General features: G+C 36.7%; 19 protein-coding genes and 1 CRISPR repeat array. Of the genes, 8 read left to right on the top strand and 11 right to left on the bottom strand.

Annotated elements, in window-relative coordinates; all coding sequences use genetic code 11:
* Positions 1-605: 605 nt before the first annotated feature.
* The 3 genes from MLE17_RS08890 to MLE17_RS08880 all read right to left on the bottom strand — a co-directional run bounded on the left by MLE17_RS08890 (position 606) and on the right by MLE17_RS08880 (position 3,642).
* Positions 606-1,244 (bottom strand): DUF6266 family protein, encoded by a 639-nt coding sequence (locus MLE17_RS08890; protein ID WP_243348442.1) that lies wholly within the window; start codon positions 1,242-1,244, stop codon positions 606-608.
* 549 nt (positions 1,245-1,793) lie between these two features.
* The gene (locus MLE17_RS08885; protein WP_243348441.1) at positions 1,794-2,435 is read right to left on the bottom strand and encodes a hypothetical protein; all 642 of its coding nucleotides are present in this window, start codon (positions 2,433-2,435) and stop codon (positions 1,794-1,796) included.
* A gap of 64 nt (positions 2,436-2,499) precedes the next feature.
* Positions 2,500-3,642: a WG repeat-containing protein gene (locus MLE17_RS08880; protein ID WP_243348440.1), complete on the bottom strand. Its 1,143-nt coding sequence runs from the start codon at positions 3,640-3,642 to the stop codon at positions 2,500-2,502.
* A gap of 1,188 nt (positions 3,643-4,830) precedes the next feature.
* On the opposite strand from MLE17_RS08880, the gene MLE17_RS08875 reads away from it, so the two are divergent.
* The 7 genes from MLE17_RS08875 (at position 4,831) to MLE17_RS08845 (ending at position 13,003) form a co-directional block, all read left to right on the top strand.
* Positions 4,831-5,163, top strand: a complete 333-nt coding sequence (locus MLE17_RS08875) for a helix-turn-helix domain-containing protein (RefSeq protein ID WP_243348439.1) — start codon at positions 4,831-4,833, stop codon at positions 5,161-5,163.
* Positions 5,141-6,622, top strand: coding sequence for a DNA adenine methylase (locus MLE17_RS08870; RefSeq protein WP_243348438.1), 1,482 nt, complete (start codon positions 5,141-5,143; stop codon positions 6,620-6,622). The genes MLE17_RS08875 and MLE17_RS08870 overlap by 23 nt, the downstream gene beginning before the upstream one ends.
* Positions 6,619-7,887, top strand: a complete 1,269-nt coding sequence (locus MLE17_RS08865; RefSeq protein ID WP_243348437.1) for a DNA adenine methylase — start codon at positions 6,619-6,621, stop codon at positions 7,885-7,887. The genes MLE17_RS08870 and MLE17_RS08865 overlap by 4 nt, the downstream gene beginning before the upstream one ends.
* A 2-nt stretch (positions 7,888-7,889) precedes the next feature.
* Complete coding sequence (locus tag MLE17_RS08860; protein WP_243348436.1) at positions 7,890-9,734, top strand: McrB family protein; 1,845 nt, start codon at positions 7,890-7,892, stop codon at positions 9,732-9,734.
* Positions 9,735-9,737: 3 nt separating this feature from the next.
* Positions 9,738-11,057, top strand: coding sequence for an McrC family protein (locus MLE17_RS08855; RefSeq protein ID WP_243348435.1), 1,320 nt, complete (start codon positions 9,738-9,740; stop codon positions 11,055-11,057).
* 371 nt (positions 11,058-11,428) lie between these two features.
* Positions 11,429-12,211 carry a hypothetical protein gene (locus tag MLE17_RS08850; RefSeq protein WP_243348434.1) on the top strand — a complete coding sequence of 261 codons (783 nt, stop codon included), beginning with the start codon at positions 11,429-11,431 and terminating at the stop codon, positions 12,209-12,211.
* 411 nt (positions 12,212-12,622) lie between these two features.
* On the top strand, positions 12,623-13,003 hold the full coding sequence (locus tag MLE17_RS08845; protein ID WP_243348433.1) for a hypothetical protein: 381 nt from the start codon (positions 12,623-12,625) through the stop codon (positions 13,001-13,003).
* 417 nt (positions 13,004-13,420) lie between these two features.
* Here the strand turns inward: MLE17_RS08845 and fic are convergent, their stop codons facing one another.
* From fic to MLE17_RS08805, 8 genes are all read right to left on the bottom strand, one after another.
* Positions 13,421-14,302, bottom strand: coding sequence for a protein adenylyltransferase Fic (gene fic / locus MLE17_RS08840; RefSeq protein ID WP_243348432.1), 882 nt, complete (start codon positions 14,300-14,302; stop codon positions 13,421-13,423).
* Between the two features lie 65 nt (positions 14,303-14,367).
* Positions 14,368-14,508 (bottom strand): N-6 DNA methylase, encoded by a 141-nt coding sequence (locus MLE17_RS08835; RefSeq protein WP_243348431.1) that lies wholly within the window; start codon positions 14,506-14,508, stop codon positions 14,368-14,370.
* A 201-nt stretch (positions 14,509-14,709) separates the two neighbouring features.
* The gene (locus tag MLE17_RS08830; RefSeq protein ID WP_243348430.1) at positions 14,710-15,519 is read right to left on the bottom strand and encodes a radical SAM protein; all 810 of its coding nucleotides are present in this window, start codon (positions 15,517-15,519) and stop codon (positions 14,710-14,712) included.
* 180 nt (positions 15,520-15,699) lie between these two features.
* Positions 15,700-17,262, bottom strand: coding sequence for a DUF3987 domain-containing protein (locus MLE17_RS08825; protein WP_243348429.1), 1,563 nt, complete (start codon positions 17,260-17,262; stop codon positions 15,700-15,702).
* 142 nt (positions 17,263-17,404) lie between these two features.
* Positions 17,405-17,707 carry a helix-turn-helix transcriptional regulator gene (locus MLE17_RS08820; protein WP_243348428.1) on the bottom strand — a complete coding sequence of 101 codons (303 nt, stop codon included), beginning with the start codon at positions 17,705-17,707 and terminating at the stop codon, positions 17,405-17,407.
* A gap of 156 nt (positions 17,708-17,863) precedes the next feature.
* Positions 17,864-18,850 (bottom strand): hypothetical protein, encoded by a 987-nt coding sequence (locus MLE17_RS08815; RefSeq protein ID WP_243348427.1) that lies wholly within the window; start codon positions 18,848-18,850, stop codon positions 17,864-17,866.
* A 5-nt stretch (positions 18,851-18,855) separates the two neighbouring features.
* Positions 18,856-19,926 carry a site-specific integrase gene (locus MLE17_RS08810; RefSeq protein ID WP_243348426.1) on the bottom strand — a complete coding sequence of 357 codons (1,071 nt, stop codon included), beginning with the start codon at positions 19,924-19,926 and terminating at the stop codon, positions 18,856-18,858.
* 249 nt (positions 19,927-20,175) lie between these two features.
* Positions 20,176-20,675: direct repeats of the CRISPR family, unit length 46 nt; unit sequence GGTGCTTACGCACCATAAAGATAGATTTTTGAAAGCAAATCACAAC.
* A gap of 107 nt (positions 20,676-20,782) precedes the next feature.
* A complete protein-coding gene (locus MLE17_RS08805; protein ID WP_243348425.1) occupies positions 20,783-22,105 on the bottom strand; it encodes an ammonium transporter in 1,323 nt (440 codons plus the stop codon).
* A 452-nt stretch (positions 22,106-22,557) separates the two neighbouring features.
* On the opposite strand from MLE17_RS08805, the gene MLE17_RS08800 reads away from it, so the two are divergent.
* Positions 22,558-23,517: an ROK family protein gene (locus tag MLE17_RS08800; protein WP_243348424.1), complete on the top strand. Its 960-nt coding sequence runs from the start codon at positions 22,558-22,560 to the stop codon at positions 23,515-23,517.
* Positions 23,518-23,671 lie beyond the last annotated feature (154 nt).

Genomic DNA, 23,671 nt, shown 5'->3' with positions numbered 1-23,671 from the left:
TACGCACCATAAAGATAGATTTTTGAAAGCAAATCACAACTGATAATTGCGGTTTGTGGGTTCCCGCCGGGGTGCTTACGCACCATAAAGATAGATTTTTGAAAGCAAATCACAACGAGTTGGTTGGCCGGATGTCTGCGTAATAAGGTGCTTACGCACCATAAAGATAGATTTTTGAAAGCAAATCACAACTTATGACAACTTCTTCCTCTGCTGCTCCGAGGTGCTTACGCACCATAAAGATAGATTTTTGAAAGCAAATCACAATAACCACTATAAATCAATATGTTACAACACTATAAGAAACGATTAAGAACCACTTTATGCAAAAGGAGGCTTATTTTTGCCTTTGTATAGTGCATATTTGCAACTACTTTCTCTTGATTGTTTTTCAAGAAATAGAAGACCGTTTCTTATTCGTTTTTCTACTAAGTAATTTCGTTTCTTAACCGTTTCTTCAATACTGCTTTCAGATACAAAGTTAGTGTTTCTTTTGGCTTTGACAATTCTTGATTTTACGGGAATTATCAAGAAATCAGGGTACAAAAAAAGCCGCTCCAAATGGAACGGCTTCTCGATAAAATCCAACCATGTTAGCAGCGGAATTACGCAACAATGTTTACTGCACCTACAAAAACACTGTTAGCAACATCTTTGCCATCTTCTGTGATGAATCCCAGGTAAACCTGAACGCTATCACCTACCCATTCAGCAGGAAGGCTGAAAGCCTGAGTTGCGACTGATCTAGCAGCACCAGCAATATCATAAATTGCTTCTCCTTTTACTGCATTGTAAATAACAACTAATGCCTTGTCTGTTTCCTTAGCTGAACCTGATCCAGCGTTGTTAGTCCAGGTGATTGTAAGTTCTTCGTTTGCATAAGTTGCAACACCGCCAACAGCTGGAGTTAATGTACCGCTTGAAACTTGTACTTTAGAGTAGTCTATTTCAACGTTAGGCGCATCACCTACAATTGCATTTGTCAACACTTGAGACATTGCTGCATTAAACGCTGTTTGTTTAGCAGTGAACAGCTTGTAACCTACTCTTAAGAATGGAGTGATTGGTTGTAAAAGACTCAACGCAGTGGTAAATTTAGTGCGTTGGTTCTGTTGTTTCTCTGTGTTAGGATTTGAAGGTTTCTTGTGTACGCGCATATAATCTATGCCCTTCCAGTTGCCTCCGACAACGGTTCCTACTTTTCCGCTGAACCCACCAAGAATTCCGTTTTGAATTTTCGCCATAATAAAAAATGATTTGTGTGATTAATGAATAAAATGAGGTTTGGAGTTGGTAAGGAGTGAATACGAAGTGATTTATTCCCCCTTAACTTTCTCATTATAAAGGTACTAAAACCCGAGCAATAAAAAAGCATAAAGCATTGATTATCTGAATTATAGCACAGGTGCGTAGTTTGGCTATCAGAACTTTCTACAGGGATATGGGTTTAGGGGGGATTTTGGAATCTGGAAGGCTTTTCTATGGTCAATTTGCTTATACCTGTTGGGAAACGCACCACAAATCGAAACCGCACAAACCCAACAGCAATAAATTTCCCCCAGAAAGAAGAAAAAAAATATATACCAACTAAAAGGCAGCTGAGTTGGGTCTGTCAAGGTTTTTTGATAAAATACTACCTGAGGAACGAAGGTGGAGATTTTAGCAAAAAACCGCAGGGCTTGACCTTTACAGGCACGACGGAAGCGGCCTACCTTTGTATATTTCTTTTTTATTCTGGGAGAAATAGGACAAAAAAAACAGCGATAAAATAATTTACCGCTGTTTTTTTTGTATCATAAAGCCTTTAGTTCAGGAAATAAAAAATCAAGTATGTAATCAGTATATATCAATGAGTTGTAACATGTTTCAAATAACTTCAGCACATCAAGCATATTAGGGCTATCATAATCATCAACAAACGGGTGCCCTTTCTCTGTCACTACGCCTTTTTTATTTACCTTCATAGCGTAACGATAAGTAGTCACATTTGCTTTTAATATAGCAATAAGTTGTTTATGGGCTTGAGGGAATTCAGTTGCATATAGTAACTTATCGTCTTCTGAACAATTATTATCTTGAGAAATCTTCTCGAATAAACTAAGGGTTATCGGAAGCAACTCTGATAATGCATGTTCGTGTATAATACTCGAAATTTGAATATTAATGCATTTGCATTCTATGGCCAATTGAAGAGTTCTCTTGTATGTAAGTTCTATACAATGTGAAATTAAATGCAGAAATGGATTCTGAATTGGCTCTATCCGTCCTTTATATTCATTTCTAATGAAATTGATTAAGGTAAGGTACTCGACTGCAATATTAGAATTATCACGGACTCTATTTACCAATGTTTGGTTACGCCAATGTTCTTTTCTTTCTTGCCCAGTCATTGACTGAATTTTAGCCTGTAAGGCAATTTTATCTTCTTTATTCATGGCTATAGTTTATTAAATTATGGTCATTCATAGGATCGCAACTATATATTATATGAATTTAATATTAATCAAACCCATGAATATAGCCATAACCTCCTGATAATGCACGCATCACGGATTCTTCATCATCTAAACTCACTTTATCTGAAGTTTTATCCTCATCTTCTTTTTCAAGTTTGATTAGTTCCGACTCTAAAATCCTATTTTTATTTTCAATCTTAGTTTTCAATTTTTGAAATTCAGGAGAAACATTACCATAAACATCTATTGTGAAAAAATCATCGCAATATTCGGTTTTGACAGATGCCTTTCCCTCTTTAAAGTCAGAAGCTTCTGTATATTTAGGCTGTAAAATCAGATTCATATCAAAATCAATATACCCACAAGCATATTTTTTACTTTCCCAACCTTCCCAATCTCCTACAATATCAACTTTTGCTCTACCACAATGAAAATCATAAACACGAACATAATCATCAGTTAGTAAGATTAATTTATTATCTTCTTCTCTAATATAGCCCCACTGTCCATTTTTTGTAATACACCTTGCATAGCCTTCACTAAAATCCCAAACACAAGCCATCTCTGGAAAGCTCTGACTCTTCCCCTTTCTGAATAAATATGGATTTTTCACTACGAAAATCCACGTTTCAGAAATATCATTATACTGTTTTTCAACTACCATATAATTATGAAGAACCATACCATAGTCAATTAGCTCTCTCATGAAATCTATTATATGATAAGATTCTATTTCGTTTAAACTATTATTTATTTTTTCTACTACAGTCTTTGTCAAATGATTATCGGTGAGAAAATTGACAAGTTCGCTAAAACTATAGAATCTGCAGCTATCAATTCGATGGTTGATAAATGATTTTACTTTATCATCCAAACCGTCGTAATAATCTTTTAGAAGTTTACCTGCTACGACATCGGATTCTGCATTAACAACATCTTCAAATCGGCAAATTGAAGACATGCAAAAATCGCAAGTCGAAAGAGATTTGAACAACTTAACGTAAAATTGATTGTATGATTCACTATTTAGCTCCCACTTTTCGAGCAGGTCATTCTTGTCATTAGTCCGAAGCAAATCAAAAATTTTCAATTGCACTAATGGCAACAACACATTATTAACATCTCTGATTCTTAACTTTTCCTTCAAAATCAAATATGTACTATCCCATAAAGAATTGCTTTTCATAATTGCATTTAGTAGTTAAAACATCAATGGTTTTATTTGCAAAGATACATTATCTATCAAAAAAGATTATCATACAATAAAAAAACATTCTGTTGTCGATCAACTAATATTTATTAGTTTTCTTAAGGGGTGGTGGTCGGGGGCAGTGGTGGCGAAGCATTAAACAAAAATGCAGGTAAAAACAGCCTTGAGCTTCGAAGGGGACAGCAGGCAGCAGACGAAATGTAGAGTAACGAAATGAAGTGTGCTGACTGATGGTCGCGAGCCGCTGCGAGTGGAGCAAGTGCCATAGACACAGATAGCATGGAATGATAATGAAATGCTGTGGCTATGTGCTGTATTTCAGCAGGGCTGGCGCATTTTTTGTATTTGAGCTTTTGGGCGGGAGATGCGAGGGTGTAGTGATGGAATGAAGAGTGAAACGGAGTGTAATGATTGAATGGAAGAGCTACTCCCTGCATGGGTCAAAAGATGTTTCCTGAGCTACTGAAATGTAGAGTAACGAAATGAAAGGAGCTGAGGAAAACCTTAATGTGGGAAAGCGAAAACAAAAAATGTGACAGACCGATCAGCACGCAGCGACCCGCAGGCGAGCCTAACTATCAGTGGCGGCTGAACCCATATTTTTAATCAGTAGTGAAACGAATACCTTATTGGGTCTGGGTGCAGGAGTAGCCACGGGTGAGGAATGAGCGATTGTGTGTAGCAAAACAAGTGACACGCCACGTGCGAGCACCTATTGGAGCGCAGTAGTGAGTGTGGCACGGTGCATGCAAGGGCAGACAAAGGAATACGACCTCTTAAAAGGTGGAGATTCCTTTTGGCTGCTTGTTTTACCCTTGCTTGCATGCTTTTACGAAACAAAATGAGCGATTGACGAACTCCGCTTTACCTGCGTTTTGGTTAAATGCGGGAGGGTTTGGGTATATATCTACCTAAGAAAATAGCATTGCGAAACTTAGGTTATCAGACTAATACAGGCAAAATAATGGTTCATTTAAATATTAAATGCATTTATGCCCAGAATCTAATTTGAAATTTATAGAGTTTTTCATGGGCAGAGAAAACTAAAAATAGCCAATGAGTTACCCTCAATAATAACAATGTGTTGATAACTTACAACTTTGAGAAAGGGATTTATGTCAAAATCTTTTGTACTTTTGACACGATTGTCAAGAAAAAAACTTCATGATGCAAAAAGAAAACCTTGGAGATTCCATAAGAAGACTTAGAGAACAGGCAGAAATGCCCTTACGCAAACTTGCAGCATTACTAGATATTGACCAAAGCACATTAAGCAAGTTGGAACGAGGAGAACGACCTGTAAATCGACAAATGTTACCTATTATAGCAAAAACATTCAATTTGGACGAAAAAGAACTCATTATAAAGTTTATGAGCAAACAAGTTGCTTATCAACTGGCTGATGAGAAATACGCTATGGATATCTTGATAGCGGTAGAAGAAGAAATGAGAAATTATAACCCCAAAATAAGAAATGATTTCAAGGACAGAAAATAATTACTCAGATACAACAGTTCTGAACATCGTTGAAGATGGTTACCAATTAAAATTGGACTTTGCTGCCAATAAATATAATTATGACCTAGAAATACCTGAAATTAGATCGGTAAACACAGATACTATCTACAGACCGATACAGTATTTAGGTACAAAATACAGGCCACTACCAATTATTTTATCCAAAACAATAGAAGCTATTAAGCCAAACTCTTATGTTCTCGATATGTTTTCTGGAAGCTCAGTCGTATCGCAGGTTTTCAATTTGAATGGACTTAATGTTATTTCCAATGATGCAATGAAGTTTACTTATGCTTTTACCAAAACACTCCTGAATATTGACCGAAAAGAAGCAGACCTAAAGATTCTTCAAATTGTTTTTGATAAACTAAGAGCATTCAAATTACATGATAATTACACGACACCTTTTCAGGACAACATCCTACTAGAAAAAAAATTTCTTCAAGAAAAACAAACAGAAAAACTGATTGAATTGTATTTGGGATTACCTCAAGTAAGCAAAGTACTCTTTCTCAATGGCAACAACAAACACGAACAGACGAAAACAATTGTAAATAATATTGGAAAATCAGCAATCGGAAATTGTCCTTTAATCGCTAATTATTATGCAGGTTCTTACTTTGGCATCTTTCAAGCATTAGAACTTGATAGACTGCGAAACGGAATCGAATATTTACTTTCCAAAAATGAAATCTCAAATTGGCAATATCATTTTCTACTGACCTGCTTGCTAAATGTTTCCTCAAAAATTGTTTACACTGCAGGAAAGCATTTTGCACAACCAATTAAACACGAAAACACTTTAAAAACAAAAGTTCTTCACAAAAGATTTTATGAAGACAGGAAAAAAGATGTTTGGAGTGAATTTTTGAAATCTGCATCTTCTTTAGAATTAATCTCAAAGAAAAATTGTTTTTCAAATTCAAACATTGCTATTTCAAAAACAATGGAAGAAATTATTTCTGACTCATCTTTTCTTCCTCCAATTTCAGTTATTTATGCCGACCCACCGTATACAGCACAACAATATTCGAGATTTTACCACATTCCTGAAATAATTTTCAATTACACTTATCCACAATTACAAATTATTAATGGTAAAGCAACTGCTGGTTTATATCCAGAAAATAAATTTAAGTCTAGATTTTGTTCAAAACAAGATGCCTACTTCGCTTTTGTTGACTTGTTCAAATTGGCAGCAAAACTTGAAAGTAGTTTAATTATAAGTTACTCATCTTCTTTATCCCAAGAAACAGGTAACTTAAGAATGATAGAACTTGAGCAGATAATGGAATTAGGGGAATATTACTTGCCGATGTGTTCACATGAAACTTTGAAGTTCAATTTTCAATACAGACAGTTAAACACAACAAAGAAAATAGTCCAATCAAAAGACGACAAAGAATTTTTAATTATTTTCAAACAACCAACCACGTGATACAAAGATATTTAGGAAATAAAAATTCTATAATTGAACCTATACTAACTGAAGTAGGCAAAATTTGCAACCAAGGAGATTGGATATGCGATATTTTCGCCGGAACACTATCTGTATCAATGGCACTGAAAAGAAGTGGATACAGAGTGATTGCAAACGACATTAATAAGTTCTCTTATGCCTTTGGAGTTAGTTATTTGAAAAACAACTCAATACCTTCTTTCGACTTTAATGAGTTGAATATTGATGAGTCAAAATTCTGCATTGGAGTTGATGATTCTCTGTTAAACTTAAAAGGCAAAGATGGGTTTTCTTTTCTTGATGATAAGCGTAATTATTCTACCTACAAGAATTTAGTAACCATTCTAAATTATTTAAATCATATTACAGCTTCAGAAATACCAAAGCAATTCAGACATACATTTTTTTTTGACACATATACACCTGAAGGTAAAAATAGCCACTACAAAAGTTTAAGAGGCACAAGCGGAAAGAGAAGATTCTTCACACCTGAAAACGGAAAACGAATTGACCTCATTATAAATAAACTTTTGCATTGGAAGAAAGAAAAGCTACTGAATGAAGTTCAATATCTTTTGCTTGTAAGTATTCTTGCAGAATCAATTGAAAAAGTCAGCAACACTCAAGGAACATTTCATGATTTTCCAAGAGATACTTTTGATTCTAGGGCACTAAAGAAATTGTTTCTTCGCTTGCCGCCTTTTGATGATGTTATTTCAACAGAAAATAAACACATTATTGGAAAAGAACAGGACTCACTGGAGTTTATAAAGGAAATAAGGTCACATAAACTTATATATATTGACCCTCCTTATAATTTCAGACAATACACATCATATTACTTCATGTTAAACTTAATTTGTGATTACTGCGAAATAGAATCCTTAGAAGATTACTTCAATAATGTTGAATTCGTAAGGGGACAAAATTTGGAGAAAGATTTCAAATCGACTTTTTGTCAAAGCTCACTTTTTATCCCATCTCTTGAGAATCTTATTAAGGATGCCAATACTGAGTATGTAATGATGAGTTACTTTAATGGAAGAAACCATTCTAACAACAGTATTCCTTCAAAAGATAAAAATGGAATCGAAAAAATTGAATCCCTTTTTAATAGTGAACTTTTTGTGCGGGGTTCATTTAAAACAATACCAATTAAAAGATTGAACTATCAAAGTTTTAACGGACATAAAGCACAAGAGCTAAACGAATATTTATTCATAGCCCAAAAGAATAACAAATAAATATGATTTGGTTTTCAAAAATAAATAGCGAAGCATTTAAAGATTGGATTATTGCCATTGGTTCGGGAAATGCAATCAGACCTGGAAAACCGCTTGACCCTTTCGGTTCTTCGATGCGGAAATTCAATAATGCACACACATGGATGAAACAAGTTTCAGACAATGGAACTCTAAATTTACCAACTCCAAGAGCAACAGATCAGGCAAGAATTGATTTAAGAAGTTCTCATTTACTTGATTCAAATAGCATACAATTAACTGCATTAGGAAAGCTTACTTACAATGATTTGGAAAAGTTTGGAATTCCTGATGGTGACGCTAATTATGAAATTCATCGTTGTTTGATTTTGCTCAAGAACAGCTTGAAACTAAAAGATAAACTTTACAAAGGGTTTGCAGATTATTGGAGAGAGCTGAGACAATCTTATTCATTCAATCATTTAATTTCTACGCCTGAACATCTTTACTTTTTTAGCTACTTCAATAAAAACAATAACAATTACAATCCTTATGACGTGATCAAAGGGTTGAATATGAATGATGCTGATTTTCCAGGTCGTATTGATTGGAATGTTGTAAAAGATTATTACAATAACAGACAAGTAGATACAGCTGCTGACAATTTCAAAAGAGCTATTGATGGGATAGTTTCAAGACAAGGCAGAACAAACTTTGTCACAGCATTAGAAATAATTACTAATCCTTCAGAGGCGCAGACAACAATTTCAAATCTCAGTATAAACCAAAGCCTAAAAGACATTCTAGAAAATATCTCAAAAGAACTCTCAAATATTTACAATATGGCTCTAAATCAAATCTTATATGGCCCCCCAGGGACGGGCAAAACTCACAATGCAATTAATCATGCTTTATCAATAGTAACAGGTAGAGACGTGAGTGAAATAATTTCAGAACAGAAAGCCAATCCTGCAAAAAGAGTCGAAGCTAAACAGGAATTTGACAAGTTGGTTACAGCAGGACAAATTCAGTTCGTCACATTCCATCAGTCTTACTCTTATGAAGATTTTGTTGAGGGAATTAAATCCGCTGTTAATTCAAATGGCCAGGTTGAATATAGAATAGAGGATGGAATCTTTAAAAAGATATGCAATGAAGCAAAGAAGGCTGACAATTCTGATAAGAATTATATTTTAATCATAGATGAAATCAACAGAGGGAATATTTCTAAAATATTCGGAGAGTTAATTACTCTTATTGAAAAATCTAAACGAGTAGGCGAGGCCGAAGAAATAAAAGTAAAACTCACTTATTCAGGTATAGACTGTGAAGAAGATTTTGGAGTGCCAAACAACCTTTTCATTCTCGGCACAATGAATTCTGCCGACAAATCAATTGCACTTGTTGATACAGCATTGAGAAGAAGATTTGAATTCATCGAGTATGCTCCAGACCATACATTGCTAAACAACAATATTGAAGGAATTGACTTGCAAAAACTTTTGGAAACAATCAATGCAAGAATTCAAATTCTGCTTGACAAAGACCACATGATTGGTCACGCTTATTTAATAAACGTTGAATCAAAAAATCAGTTATGTAAAGTTTTCAGAAACAGAATTATACCATTACTTGAAGAGTATTTCTATGGAGACTATGAAAAGATTCAACTTGTTTTAGGTGACAACAACGAATTCAATAAAGCAAAAGAAAACAAAGTAGTTGTGAGTAATCCAACTTCTGACCAGAGGAATTTGTTTGGTAAGGATATTGACGGCTTTGAAGAAAAAACCATTTATCAATTGAATGGAAATATCCTGTTTCAAAAGTATGATGATGTTTCTGTCGAATTTTTCACTTCCATCTATACAAAAACCAAAATAAATTAAGAATTGAAAAAGGCATCATATAATATATGTGAATATGGCATTATTCGTTCCAAGGAAGATTACGGTGATGTAGAGAATTATCTCCTGCAAGAAATTTATTTACCAGCCAATCATTTTGATTCACTCTACAAATACATATCAAACAATCAAGACGATTCTAAAGACAGTGAAAAGCCATTTACACTTTCAGCCAAAGGAAGAAAACGGCAAATCAGAGTAAAAAATTATGTTGGAGTGATTGAGACGAAGGAAGGGTTACATCTTGAAATACTCCCTAAAATTCATCTCAACAAAAGCAAAAACGAAGAAGCCGACACAAAGAAGATTTTCCTAAGAATGTTAAGGCATTTAAAGAACTCTCCTTTTGTCAATATAAGCAAAGCTCATTTGGAAACGTCCAAGGACTTTCCAATTCTAGAAGTATTTATCAACTCGTATATCGAAGAAGTTGAAAACAAGATGCAGCATGGAATTAAGCACGATTACATTTTGCAAGAGGATAATATTTCTGTTTTAAAGGGCAAATTGAAAATTACCGAAAACATAAAAAGGAATCATTCAAACATAACCCATTTCTATTGTGAGTTTTCTGAATACTCACCAAATATTTCACTAAATAGAATTATCAAATCGACACTTCTGAAGTTATTGAGACTCTCAAATAATTATCGGAATATATACTCTATCAACAAAATTTTATCTCACCTTGAAGATGTTGATAGTTCAACAGACATTAAATACGACTTTTCAAAAATTAATTTGTCAAGTCGACTATTAATGAACTATAAGACCATTGTTGAATGGTCCGAAATTTTTTTAACGAATAAGTCATTTACCAATTTCAAAGGAGACAATTTAAACATGGCAATCTTGTTTCCGATGGAAAAGATATTTGAAGATTATTTGGCTTATCTATTCAAGAAATATTCTGAAGGTTACAAAATAAAAACTCAAGACAAATCTTATTTTTTAGTTGAAGAACACCGACGTGATAAGCGTTTTGGTTTACGACCAGACATCGTTGTTGATAGCGGCGTGTATCAAAAAAAAATAATTGACACAAAATGGAAACTATTGGATGAATTTGCCGAAAGAAAAAACTACAATATTTCACAAGCAGATATGTACCAGTTGTATGCATACGGGAAAAAATATACTACAGAATCACAAGAACCAAGATTGGTTTTGCTTTACCCTTGCAATCCAAATTTCACAAAAAAACTCGACCATTTTATTTATGAAGGAGATCTAAAGTTGGAAGTTATTCCATTTAATCTCACAAAAGATGAGAAAGAGCAAATTGAGAATATTATTAAATTATAATCTACTATTCTGGGTTTTGAACTGCACCCCAAAAGTTAGAATTAACTTTTAGGGTCAGATCAGGATCTTTCAATACAAACTTCTAAGTACATGACAGAAAATCAAACAGATTGAGGTTAGATTTACCACAAGCGTTTAAAGCACAGAGGCAAACTCTAATCCGTTCTTAAAGAAGCCTTTAGCTTTGTATCCATACTTAAGTATTCTATTTGATTTCACATTCAGATGTAGATGTATTTAAATATGAGAACATCAACGACTCAATCTTTTCCAAGAATGAGTCGTTTTTATTTATCATATAACCAACCTCTGCAATATCTATGAACTGAGGAAATTCTTGTTTTTGTACATTTGTGCAAAAAAGAAATACAATGACAGAGAACTCCACCATAGACAACGCATTACTCGAATATGTATATGAAGTAATGCCAAACTTCTTTCCTTACAAGTATTACGATGAAGGTAGCGATCCTTATTCACACATTGGTACATTTGAGACGAGGTATAACAGAGTACTGAAAGCGAAATTCGATCAAACTAAATTCGAGAAAGACGAGAACATTCCTGCTACATTAATTGGATTAGGTTTAGATGTTGAGAAATTCTGGTACTTATTGCTGTTTATCTATGATTATACTTGCGGAATGTGTGATAAAGGTGGAGGTCGAAGGATTGATAATCCAGAGGATCAACTGATAAAGTTTATCAAAGCTATAGAAGATAATCGACAGGAGAACGAAGCCATTTCTATTAAAGTTGTAGGCAAGCAAAGTACAACGATTGACAACACGGTTGTCATTAATCTACTGTATGATTTCTGTAAAGACGAAGTTTCTAAAATAGATAATGGAAGTAAATTACGGAGTCCCAGACGAATTATTTTTGACTCAACGGATGAAAGAGATTCAGCTCACTTGTGGTTCTTTGCAAATAAGTTTCTTTATGTGTTAGATGTTGTACTCAATGTAAAGGGAAAGACTAAAAAAGGAAGTTCTGTTTCGTATAACAAAAAATTGCTTGTGTCCAGGCTTATTTATTTCATTGGATTATCCTGTAATAAGGAATTATTACACTCGGATGATACTCTAAAAGGATATATGAAACCTTATAAAGAATACTCTATAAACAAGATCAATCAATATTACGTGTGGTAAGTAGTTTTTGACTACTGTATAATCCTGCAATTTTCCTCTCGGTTTAAAGGGAGAAAAATTGCAGGATTTTTTTTACCCATAAACTGATTCAGATACTAGCACCTTTGCAATGTCAATATGACACAAAACAATTAAAAAACAACGCATGACAAAAACAAATTTGTCCCGTCAAGAATCAATCAAAAAGTTTGGTACTTGGTTTTCAGCAAATGCAACTGCTGAAGTAATAGTTGCAAAGTGTATTAAACAGATTGAGATTTGTTAAAGATGGCTGGAGAATCTGAACGCTCTCAAAGTAGAAAAGGAGGTCGAAATTAAAGCAAAAGAAATGGAAATGGTAAAGTCATCCATACAGGGAATGACTACAGTAGAAAAAGAACAAATTAAATCACTATTAAAATGAAATGTAAAATGAAGAAATCAAAACAAATAAAGCACGACAAACTTGCTGTTAATCTGAGGTTAAGCAAGACTAGGCTATCTGCTACTTCAAAGGTAGAACTTCTTGATAAATTCAACATGCTCACGAAAGCTGAGATATTAGCCTGGATTGCAATGTTTCAATTCTATGCAAGAATAGATTTAAAGTCATTAAAACGCGATGAAACCTGCGATATCATTCATGAAGGAACTGAAGATGAAGAAATGATACCCAATGAAAAAAGGCTTAAAGAGGCTATTTATGCAATAAGTACTGAAACAGAAGCATTTATTGAAAATAATTTCTGTTTTGGAATTGACGGTATCGAGGACATGTACGATTTTCTAAATATCAAATGGGAGGAAAGATAATAAATCAGAAGCTCCCAAGGGATCATCAAATTAAATCTTAGCACATAAGGCGTTAATTGTACTATGTTCTCATAAATGAGGAAAAGAGGACATATCGGATTTGAGGAATTCATTTCCGATATGTCCTAAAATCCTCCAATCCTACAAAATACAAAAATGAGGGAATCAATTATCCAATCGGTGATTCTGCGGCTGATGAAAGATCTGAATCTTTTTGTATATAAGGGATGTCAGGATTTTGAATAGTATGCTCAAAATCATCAAACAATTGCGATAAATTGCCTTTTGTTTCTTGTAGAAAAAATGGATTCAACTTACTGCGGTTGCGAAATCTTTTACCCTTTTGACTTCCCAATGCTCAGGAATCCCCCCCTGTCATTCTATCCCCGATGGTTTGTATATATCGTCAGTTGCATATTAATTTTCTTCATAATAATAGGAGTAATCAATTCCTTTCATGAACATTTCGCGGCTGTCAATTTGATCGGTCAGGGCAGCGTTCAGCAGTTTTTTCAGGGTATCACTTTTTGCCGCACTTGCCACCATAGCGTTCATATAATCCGTTTTGCTTATTTTACTCCAATCCACGCATTTTTTCAGGCGTTTTTTCAATATCAAATCCAACCATATCCGGGTGCTACGACCATTGCCTTCCATAAAGGGGTGAGCAATGTTCATTTCCACATATTTATCTACAATTTCATCAAAAGTGTTTTCGGGCATCGCTTCTATTTGTTTTAATGTGGTATCGAGGTACTGCGACATAGCGAATCGGAATCCGCCTTTCGAAATGTTTTTTTGCCTGATTTGCCCGGCAAAGTCGTACAAGCCACCAAACAAATAGGCATGGATTTGCTGTAAACCTTTGGTCGTGCCCACCTCTATGCTGTCGATAAACGAACTTTCGAACAGCGCATAGGCTTTTGTTTTGCTTTTTCCGTCGATCGTTTCATCACTATAGGTAAACCATTCGATAAAGCGGTTGGCCTTTATCCCGGGAAAAGTTTTGCCTAAAGCAATAATGCCATTATAGTCGAGCATATCCGACTTGTACTTTTTACCGTCAGCTGCCGTTAGTTTCAGTTGGGTAGTGGCACTAACCAACTGACTACCCTCTTTCTTTAATTTAGCTTTCAGGTATTTCCAATAGTTACGGGTTTTGGAGTAGTCGTTTTGGTCGGTAAGCACGGCTACAATATCCAGCACCGAAAACCACCATTTGGCGTTTTGCTCGTCCCATAATGCCCGTACTTCGCGATCGTCGAAAAAACGTATGGATATTTTTTGCTGCCCGTTCATATTTACCGAATAATGTTATATACTCAATTTTACTTCTAAATCCTTTAATCCAACCTCTAACCGGTTCAAATCGGCCAAAATATCCTGTATAGCTTCCAATCTACACCATAAGGAGGGTTGGCGACAATCACATCGAAGAATTTGTCGATAAATAATATGTCACTCAATGTTTTATCGCGACGAATGACATATTCGTTATGCCCCATACCGATAGTTTTGAAATATTGGATATACTATCAGATTCATATTGCAGGATATTTTGGGGCATTAATCTATTGTTTCGTGAAATGCAAAAATACAAAAAAAAGGCAGGTTTCAAGATGAATCAGCAATATATAAAAACAGTAGGAAAGCGGCTTACAGAGCTACTTCCCTACTGTCAAAAAGATTAAGGCCTGTAATCGTTATTACAAACAAAACAAATCGGAATTTCTTTCTTCATCACGAAAAACAGTATCCCGATTGAATGCAGCCAGATCATCTTTGATATAAAACTTTAATCCGGTTTGTCGGCAAATAGCAACAGCCCTTACGATAAAGTCATTCCAATCAATCTGCTTATCCCAACCACTGTAATCATTAACTTTGCCAATCTTCACATAATCAACAAAAGGGCTTACCTGATGTAACAGATTGAGTGATTGCTCGGGGTATATTACGGGTTCAAAACTCGCCCACGTCTTTATCCCGGCTTCCGATAATACACGAAGTGATTCTATCCGCTCCTGAGGCAACGCCGCTCCTGGCTCCCACTTAAGAGAGTCGTCATCATTATCAAACGTTAGTGAAGCTCCAACTATAATGCGAGGGATACTTTCTGTAAATAAATCCCTGCTCTTGAATTGATTGAATAAATCAATGTCATTAAGTACACGATTGCCCCCTTTAGTCAAAATAGAAACCTTATGTTCGTACTTATTCAGAATTCCAAGCACCTTTGTTGTCGATTCCTGGAGGCTTTCGCTATAAGGATCGCCTGTAAAGCATAAGAGAATCTGTTTGTTACATCCCTGATACTTTTTCGCACTCTCTTCCAACACCTTAAATTTCATTTCATCAGGGACTTCATGTATCATATACTGAGATATACCATTTCGTGCTGTTTCGTTTAACCTGTTTACATAGCAGTACCGACAATTATGAGTGCAACCTTTGAAGTAATTCAATGCGAGCGGTGAATATTCCCTGGCTCTTCCTGTTGGTTCGTATATTCTCATGTGACCTTTTATTATTTTGTTATGACTAATAGCGCGTAAAGAATCGCCTAAAATTGGATCAAACTTTCACGCACAATCGCACCATGCGTAAATATCTATTGCACTTTGGATAAAGAGAGAAAAATGCCGAAAGGGTGATTCCGACATTTTTCAGTCAAACCAATATCTTGATAAAGTCAATTATTTCGAATACTTATTATGCTCATCATGTTTGAGCAAACCCGATTTCTTGAAGTCTGCAATGTACTTTTCAGCAGTTTTAGGGTTCAGCGTCAATTTATCCGCTACTTCTAAATAGATCTTACGATTAAAGGTATCAGGTAATGCGTCAAAGAATAGTTGCTTTTTATTTTTTCCTTTCCCCACGCAAGCTCTCTCTTCCGGCAACTGACTAAAAACATAAGAAGCATGCTCTATCAACACCCTGACCATTGCCATCGCAGTTTTGAAATCGACATCCGAACAAATCAACGGCTCCTTCATATTGCCTTTATCCATTACCCTCAGAGCTGTAAGTATCATTGCTATCCGAAATGATATCAAACCCAGACGGCGAACACTTGCCAAGTATTCATCCCCTAACATACAATGCAACTTTATCTGCATATCAGAAAAGAAGCTGTTAAACTCATCCTGCTGTTGCTCTGATAACCTAAAATGTAAAGGTGTCGCTTCCTTCAATTGATTGTAAAAAGCATAAAACTGAGAACCCAGATCATCAAAATATTTATCGAGATTCTGATTATCGTTCCCTGCAAATACATTGATCCATTCGGGACGAATGTTCATATAGTAATAGATAAAGCGGCTAAACAGGCCATTTTCAGCACTTGGAATCAGCGTTGAAACCTGGCGGGGAGTTCCCGAAAGAACAGCAGAAAGACGCGGTTTATCAAGCTCTACAAATTCGTTATCCTTCCGACGACTATACGATATAGTCTCGTGATGAAAGGCTTTACGAAATCCATCGGAGTAGTTGCCATGCTCACTATTGAAAGCCTGCGCTAAAGTATCCCCTTCCGTTTCGAACATCAAACCGACCCCATCATTATCGTTTAAAATCTGGAACACACTGGTTGCACTACTGTTTGCAGGAACAACAAGCGCTCTCAGGGGTGGCTCCTGAGGTCTTCCAGCATCACTTCCTCCCCGATTTGCAGCCCTGAATTGCTGCATAAGTTCTTTGTATTGCGCCTTTTCCTGACGTTGCCTCTGCAACAGTTCCTTATGAATAGAATCTACCAACTTACGGCAAAGCGCAAGCCGACCTTTACCAGCTGATGCTTTAGCAGTCACAAAAAGAAATAAGTTAGGAAATACCTCCCTTTGATCGTAAGTCCCAGATAAATTAGGCAAACAAGCTGATAGGGTTACTATTGAACCAAGCAATAAAATATCCTTATCCTCGGGAGAATGCCCCTTTGAAACCGCCTTGCCAAGCATTGACGGTAAGTCTTCATAACATTCACCAGGAAAAGCCGGTAATGCAACTTTGGTCGAACTGTCAGTTTCCGAAATCTCCTGATCGTCTTTTTTTTGAGCCAGAGAGGATCCCAAAGTTTCGTTTTGATTTTCCGAGTTTTCCTCCATTTCCGACACTTTCCCTTTGGAGGAAAGTTCGGATTTTGGGGAGGTAAAACCTATGGGAACTATAATGCCTTCACTGCTGTTTTTTACCGATTCAGCGATCGTTTTTAATCCGGGATTCATTTCAACCGGAGCGGATAACGATGTTTTAGTCATACCAAATACCTCTTTTTTAATTATTTATTGATGATCTATATGGATGGGCGTTCATTAATCTGAACAATATCTATTTGCAGCTCAGACCGTTTTTTCCAGGCAGCAGGCCGACTGCGTATTTTTGCTGCATGTTAGCTTTTAACTACTTCTTTCTACGGTCCTTCCGAGCAATGTAATCAGCTGCTTTTTGCTGAACTTCTGCATCCGTAGAAGTTCGGCTTCCAGTCAACCACTGATCAAGCTCTATTCGCTTAAAGAATAGCTTCTTGCCCATTGGCGAATAACAAGGGATTCGGTTTGTGCTTGTCAGCTTATACAGATAACTGCTACTAAGGTCAAGGTATAGACAAGCTTCATCAAAGGTGATAATTTCCTTCTGCAAAAGATTTTGCACTGTCAATTTGCGCTCAATCGAATCCAATTTTGAAAGTAGGCTTTCTAGCATATTTTCCACACTGAGGGTCTGTCATCCGGGTTTTCATTTTGCGACACCAACCAAAAAGAAAACCGCAACCCAATTATTGGACTGCGGTGCAAAGAAATATGGGTATTTTTGGGGGATATTCTCCCAAAACAAAAAATCGTTCTCCCAAATTGTTATTTATCCTCGTTTACATATACTCTCGTAATCTTTTGTGACATCAGGAAGCTTGTCACATGCCGGGTACTTAGATCGGTCTTCGTTAGAGTTCGGATTTGAAAATGTCAACATATTTCCTCTAATAGTTCTATCTGACACGTCCAATGCCTTAGATATTATTAAATATTGCTGCCCTTTATTTTTACCGTACTCGGTTTCTAGCTTTTGGGAAAATTCAAGAAAGTGAAGCATAGCAACAGCTTTGGGAGTTTTGTATCCTATAATTAAACAAATAAGCTTAATTCGCTGGTTATCTCTAAGGCATTTTACTTTCTCCAACTCTGAAAATTTATAGGGTTCTACTGCTAATATGAACTTCTCATACTTGGTCGAATGATACAAAATTTCCTGAAGTTCAGGGACCGGAAGAGTTGTCGTTTTTTTAGTTGCATCAGATACTGACTGTTCAGTCGCAAAGAAATCTTTCAATCGTACTCTCAAAACTTGTATAGCCTTGTCCGTTTCCGGTTTGTAAAGCAACATAGCATATAACTTTAACTCCCTATGCACCATCTTTACAAGCTCATCAATATCATAACTGTACACAATGTTGCTCAAATAGTCGCCATCCCTCCTGAGTATTTCTACCGTGTGTTCAATCCAGTCCTCGAAGTACTGATGGATATTTTTCGTACCAAATCTGACACACTTCTTATGCACATACTTAATCGCTAGTTCCTTCAGGTAAGCTGATATGGTGGAATAATCGGGATAGTCGCTACTCGACTCTAAACACCATAGCCGATCTATCTGACCAATAAGCTGATCATCATTTGCCTTTTGGCTGAGGATATAATCGGCTTGCGGATTATAGTAGTCCTGACATATCGTATCATGATAGACTGGCACATAAGGATCACCGTTGTTGTCATATTCAATACACTCAATTAGCCATGTCATGTAAAAAATATCATCCGGAGAAATATCTTTAATTGCAGATGTAGACATTGATCTTAAATTTTAATTTCGGGGAAACAATCTATCGCTTCCCTTGCACCTTTATCTGTAATATTGGCGTAGTGCTTTATCGTTGTTTGAACAGATTTATGACCTAAAAGCTTACTAACTTTATAGATATCAACACCATTTTCGAGGAGTATTACTCCGAAAGAATGACGAGCAATATGAAAATGGAGCGTCTTTTTTAGTTTAAGCTTTGTACCTATGTTTTTCAGGGCTTTATCACATGCTTGTTGCGTAGGAACATCAAACACTTTATAATCGTCCGGCTTGCGCTCTCCCAATAACGCTATAGCCTGAGGATTCATCGGCAAATAGGTTACTCCTGTTTGCTTGCCGTTTTTGGTTTGTGTTTTCTGTTGCGAAAAACTCAACCTGAAATCATCGGTTATATTTCCCCATTTGAGATTCTTAATATCGGAATACCTTAATCCCGTAAAACAGGAAAACAAAAATATCGCTTTTACTTTTGGAGTCAATGCGCTATTGCCAATTTTTGAAATTTCATCGGTCGTGAGAAAAGTAACAATATTCTCTTGCTTCTCGGGCGCTTGTATGTCTAGCAATATATTTCCTGGCAAGATACCTTCTGCCATTGCTCTTTTCATTAAACCGCGGAACTTCGAGAAGTAGTCGTAAGCTGTATTACCATTGAGCTTCTTTGCTAAATGATCCGCAAAGCCTTGAATAAAGGACTTATTGACATCTTGCATTTGCAAATTGGGATTGGTCATGTAGTTCTTTAAGTGAGCCAATACTTGCTCTCCGCCTTTGGTGGTTGTGTGTGTTTCACAAAACACCAAAAGCGATTGCTTCTTTTTCTGCACTGAAAGAATACCCTGAGGACTGGTTATTAGCTGATTCTCCCTTTGATTGCGTATATGCTGAGCTAACCTTTCATTTTCGGTGTTTTCATCTCTCTGTGCCTTTGTCAGCCTTTCTGATAGGTATTTGTAGATCTGCAAATACTCGTAATTGCGCTTTCCGTTCTGAAACCAATCCAGATAGTAGCTACCCCGACCGTCTTTAAGCGTCTTAACCCTAAGATTTACTTTTGTCTTCATAACCGTTCGATTACATATACAAATATACTAAAAAGAAACGGTTTAAGAAACGTTTTTCGAAGAAATATGGGATTATATTGGAAGAAAAAGGAATACTACACGCATTCACACCAAAATATAAAGCATTGTTTTTATGCTGTTTATGGCGATATTATTGTTTTTGATTTCCTTTGTTTTGGAGGGGGAATTTGGGTTGTGATTTTGAAAGCAAATCACAACCAAACATACTAAATTGGTCGCTGCTAAGTTGGTGCTTACGCACCATAAAGATAGATTTTTGAAAGCAAATCACAACTGACTCTCAGGGGCATCTGCTCTGGATACAGGTGCTTACGCACCATAAAGATAGATTTTTGAAAGCAAATCACAACACACAGTCTGAAATGCTATCAATTCCTTCGGTGCTTACGCACCATAAAGATAGATTTTTGAAAGCAAATCACAACAGAAAGTAAGAGTAGGAGCCCATGACCTTTGGTGCTTACGCACCATAAAGATAGATTTTTGAAAGCAAATCACAACTGTTTGCGTATTACTTGAAAAAGCAATCAAGGTGCTTACGCACCATAAAGATAGATTTTTGAAAGCAAATCACAACTCTGTTCTTGTGTTGCTGGAGTAGATTCTCGGTGCTTACGCACCATAAAGATAGATTTTTGAAAGCAAATCACAACTCAATACTTGTAGGGCTTTAACACGAAAGGGTGCTTACGCACCATAAAGATAGATTTTTGAAAGCAAATTGAAGCTTTACAGCTAACGCAATCACTACGAAATAAGAGAAAAGGCTCCATCCCAAATCCCCGGAATGAAGCCTTTCTTTTTTCAGATGATGTATATCTATTTTAGAAACAGATCAATAAGAGCGCATATCAGTAGCCTCTTCGCCATGTTGTGTAAGGTCGAGACCTTTTTCCTCCTGCTCCTCAGTAACGCGCATCGGCAAGATTTTATCTGTAATCAAATAGAGCAGATATGAACCGCCAAAAGTAAAAATACTTACGATTACAAGCGCCAACAGGTGATGAACAAAGACAGTAGAGTCACCATAAATCAATCCTACCCCTTTTGCAAAAACACCGGTCAGGATCATCCCCACAATACCACCGATACCGTGACAGGGAAATACATCAAGCGTGTCGTCGATATTGGTTTTTGATTTCAGTTTTACGGCTACGTAACTCACCATAGAAGCAATAAAACCGATAAAAATACTCTGACCTACTGTTACAAATCCGGCAGCCGGAGTAATAGCAACCAGACCAACAACAGCTCCAACTGCCGCACCAACTGCAGAGCGTTTGTGTCCCAATGCTCCGTCAGCCAGAATCCAGGTCAACATAGCGGTTGCCGATGCAAGATTGGTATTCACAAAGGCTGATGTAGCCAATCCGTCAGCTGCCAATGCCGATCCTGCATTAAATCCGAACCACCCAAACCACAAAAGGCCGGTACCAAGCATGATATAAGGGATATTGGTCGGTTGATTGTGCATTATTTTACCTTTTCTTCTACCTAAAAAAATCGCGCCACTCAATGCAGCAAATCCGGCAGAGATATGCACAACAGTACCGCCGGCAAAGTCAAGTACACCCCATTTACGCAAAAAACCATCAGGATGCCACGTCCAATGAGCCAATGGTGCATAAATCAATATAGAGAATAGACAAACAAAGAGCATAAGCGATGAAAAGCGAACGCGTTCAGCCACACCTCCGGTAAAGAGCGCCGGAGTGATAATTGCAAATTTAAGCTGAAACATTGCAAACAAAGCGAAAGGAATAGTCGCAGCAAAAGCCGGATTTGGAGCAATCCCAACATTCCTGAAGAAGGCAAATGTAAACGGATTACCAATCAAACCGTGAAAGCTATCACCAAAAGCAAGGCTAAAACCTACCACCACCCACAATACACTCACAAGCCCGAGAGCAAAAAAGCTTTGTAATAGTGTGGAAACAAGGTTTTTATAACGGACCATACCTCCATAGAAGAATGCCAGACCGGGAGTCATCAGTAATACCAAAGCTGACGCAATCAGAATCCAGGCAGTATCAGCATGATCAATCGGATGCTTTGGATCAATAGTGTTGGCATATTCGACAGGAATTAAAGACGCCAATGCGACAACAATCAGAATCAAGAACGGAAGCCTATACTTCCAGATAGATTTTTCACTCATAAGAATATAGTTTTGTTGGAATAATAATGCAATTCGTAATATTATGACAATTCCGAAATCGAGCGCGAAGATAATCACTTTATCACAATAAAAACACATTCTAAAATCACAAAGCGCATGTTTAAACATTTAAACAGCCAATTATTATAGTATAAATGTCATTTTAATATCATTTCAACCAAATATTAGCATGTCTTTTTGTCAAAACAAGAAGTAGAATTTAAAACAACAAAAGAAATTATCGTCTTACCTTAGGGGTAATTGGAGAATAAATCGTTTAGATAATTAGAAACAAAATTCCGGCATGCCTATTTCACAAAATGTGTGATTTGTGCAAATTCAGGCAAAGAGAATATTTTCTGACTATTTACCCTCCTATTTTTAGAGTCGGAATAGAGAAAATGTTAACTTTGCCGGACTAACTAACTTCTAACACTAACAAAATATTTATCATGGAAAAACCGTATGTAATCGGTATCGACATGGGCGGTACCGGCACCAAATTCGGCATTGTAGATGCAAAAGGAGAAATCTTAGGACAAGGATCAATCGTAACTCCTGACTATCCGGATATCAACGACTACATTAATGCATTGTACGAAGGCGTACTGCCATTAGTCGAGAAGGCAGGCGGATTCTCTAAAATCAAAGGAATCGGAATTGGTGCTCCTAACGGAAACTACTATAAATCATCAATCGAACTCGCACCTAACCTCCCCTGGAAAGGCAATATTCCCCTCGGTGATTTATTAAAAGCCAAATTTAATCTTCCTGTAGCGGTTACCAATGACGCCAATGCTGCTGCTATTGGCGAAATGACCTATGGAGCTGCACGTGGTATGAAAGACTTTATCATTATCACACTGGGAACAGGCGTGGGAAGCGGTATCGTGATCGGCGGCAATGTTCTTTATGGTCACGATGGATTTGCCGGAGAGTTGGGACATACAACTATCCGTCGCACAAATGGCCGTCTTTGTGGTTGCGGCAGAAAAGGTTGTCTGGAAACTTACGCTTCTGCAACAGGCGTTGCACGATCTGCACGCGAGGTTCTGGAAAACACAACCGAAGATAGCCTTTTACGTCAGATCGCGGCTGATAAAATCACATCGAAGGATGTATACGACGCAGCAGTTCAGGGTGATAAAGTAGCGAAAGAGATCTTCGATGTTACAGGTACAATCCTGGGAGAAGCGTTTGCCGACTTTATAGCATTCTCCGCTCCTGAAGCAATTATCATATTCGGCGGGCTAGCTCAAGCCGGCGATTTGATCTTTAACCCGATCAAAGAAGCTATGGAAAATAACGTTTTACCCATCTGGAGAAACAAAGTAAAAGTTCTTCCTTCGGAATTGAAAGCCAGTGATGCGGCTATTCTCGGAGCAGGCGCTTTGGGTTGGGAAGCTAAATAAGAGTGAACTCAATCAAGCAAAATATTAGAGGGTGTCCCAAAAGGGCATCCTCTCTTCATTTTTGCCCATTTCATTCAATTAAGAACTCACCAGGCAGGCGTTAGCATTAATATTGCGAAAGATTGTTTTTTATCGGAGTCTGGCCAAAGAGTTG

Origin of the sequence: Parabacteroides sp. FAFU027 (assembly GCF_022808675.1) — a bacterium.
Lineage (GTDB): Bacteria > Bacteroidota > Bacteroidia > Bacteroidales > UBA7332 > CAXXIC01.
This window is presented reverse-complemented; position numbering and strand designations above follow the sequence as displayed.

Bases quoted from the DNA above. Each gene is read 5' to 3' on its own strand.
- MLE17_RS08890 (WP_243348442.1), bottom strand. From the start codon at position 1,244: ATGGCGAAAATTCAAAACGGAATTCTTGGTGGGTTCAGCGGAAAAGTA.
- MLE17_RS08845 (WP_243348433.1), top strand. From the start codon at position 12,623: ATGAAGAAATCAAAACAAATAAAGCACGACAAACTTGCTGTTAATCTG.
- MLE17_RS08815 (WP_243348427.1), bottom strand. From the start codon at position 18,850: ATGTCTACATCTGCAATTAAAGATATTTCTCCGGATGATATTTTTTAC.
- MLE17_RS08820 (WP_243348428.1), bottom strand. From the start codon at position 17,707: ATGCTAGAAAGCCTACTTTCAAAATTGGATTCGATTGAGCGCAAATTG.
- MLE17_RS08810 (WP_243348426.1), bottom strand. From the start codon at position 19,926: ATGAAGACAAAAGTAAATCTTAGGGTTAAGACGCTTAAAGACGGTCGG.
- MLE17_RS08880 (WP_243348440.1), bottom strand. From the start codon at position 3,642: ATGAAAAGCAATTCTTTATGGGATAGTACATATTTGATTTTGAAGGAA.
- MLE17_RS08850 (WP_243348434.1), top strand. From the start codon at position 11,429: ATGACAGAGAACTCCACCATAGACAACGCATTACTCGAATATGTATAT.
- MLE17_RS08825 (WP_243348429.1), bottom strand. From the start codon at position 17,262: ATGACTAAAACATCGTTATCCGCTCCGGTTGAAATGAATCCCGGATTA.
- MLE17_RS08870 (WP_243348438.1), top strand. From the start codon at position 5,141: ATGATTTCAAGGACAGAAAATAATTACTCAGATACAACAGTTCTGAAC.
- MLE17_RS08830 (WP_243348430.1), bottom strand. From the start codon at position 15,519: ATGAGAATATACGAACCAACAGGAAGAGCCAGGGAATATTCACCGCTC.
- MLE17_RS08835 (WP_243348431.1), bottom strand. From the start codon at position 14,508: ATGGGGCATAACGAATATGTCATTCGTCGCGATAAAACATTGAGTGAC.
- MLE17_RS08875 (WP_243348439.1), top strand. From the start codon at position 4,831: ATGATGCAAAAAGAAAACCTTGGAGATTCCATAAGAAGACTTAGAGAA.
- MLE17_RS08800 (WP_243348424.1), top strand. From the start codon at position 22,558: ATGGAAAAACCGTATGTAATCGGTATCGACATGGGCGGTACCGGCACC.
- fic (WP_243348432.1), bottom strand. From the start codon at position 14,302: ATGAACGGGCAGCAAAAAATATCCATACGTTTTTTCGACGATCGCGAA.
- MLE17_RS08860 (WP_243348436.1), top strand. From the start codon at position 7,890: ATGATTTGGTTTTCAAAAATAAATAGCGAAGCATTTAAAGATTGGATT.
- MLE17_RS08885 (WP_243348441.1), bottom strand. From the start codon at position 2,435: ATGAATAAAGAAGATAAAATTGCCTTACAGGCTAAAATTCAGTCAATG.
- MLE17_RS08805 (WP_243348425.1), bottom strand. From the start codon at position 22,105: ATGAGTGAAAAATCTATCTGGAAGTATAGGCTTCCGTTCTTGATTCTG.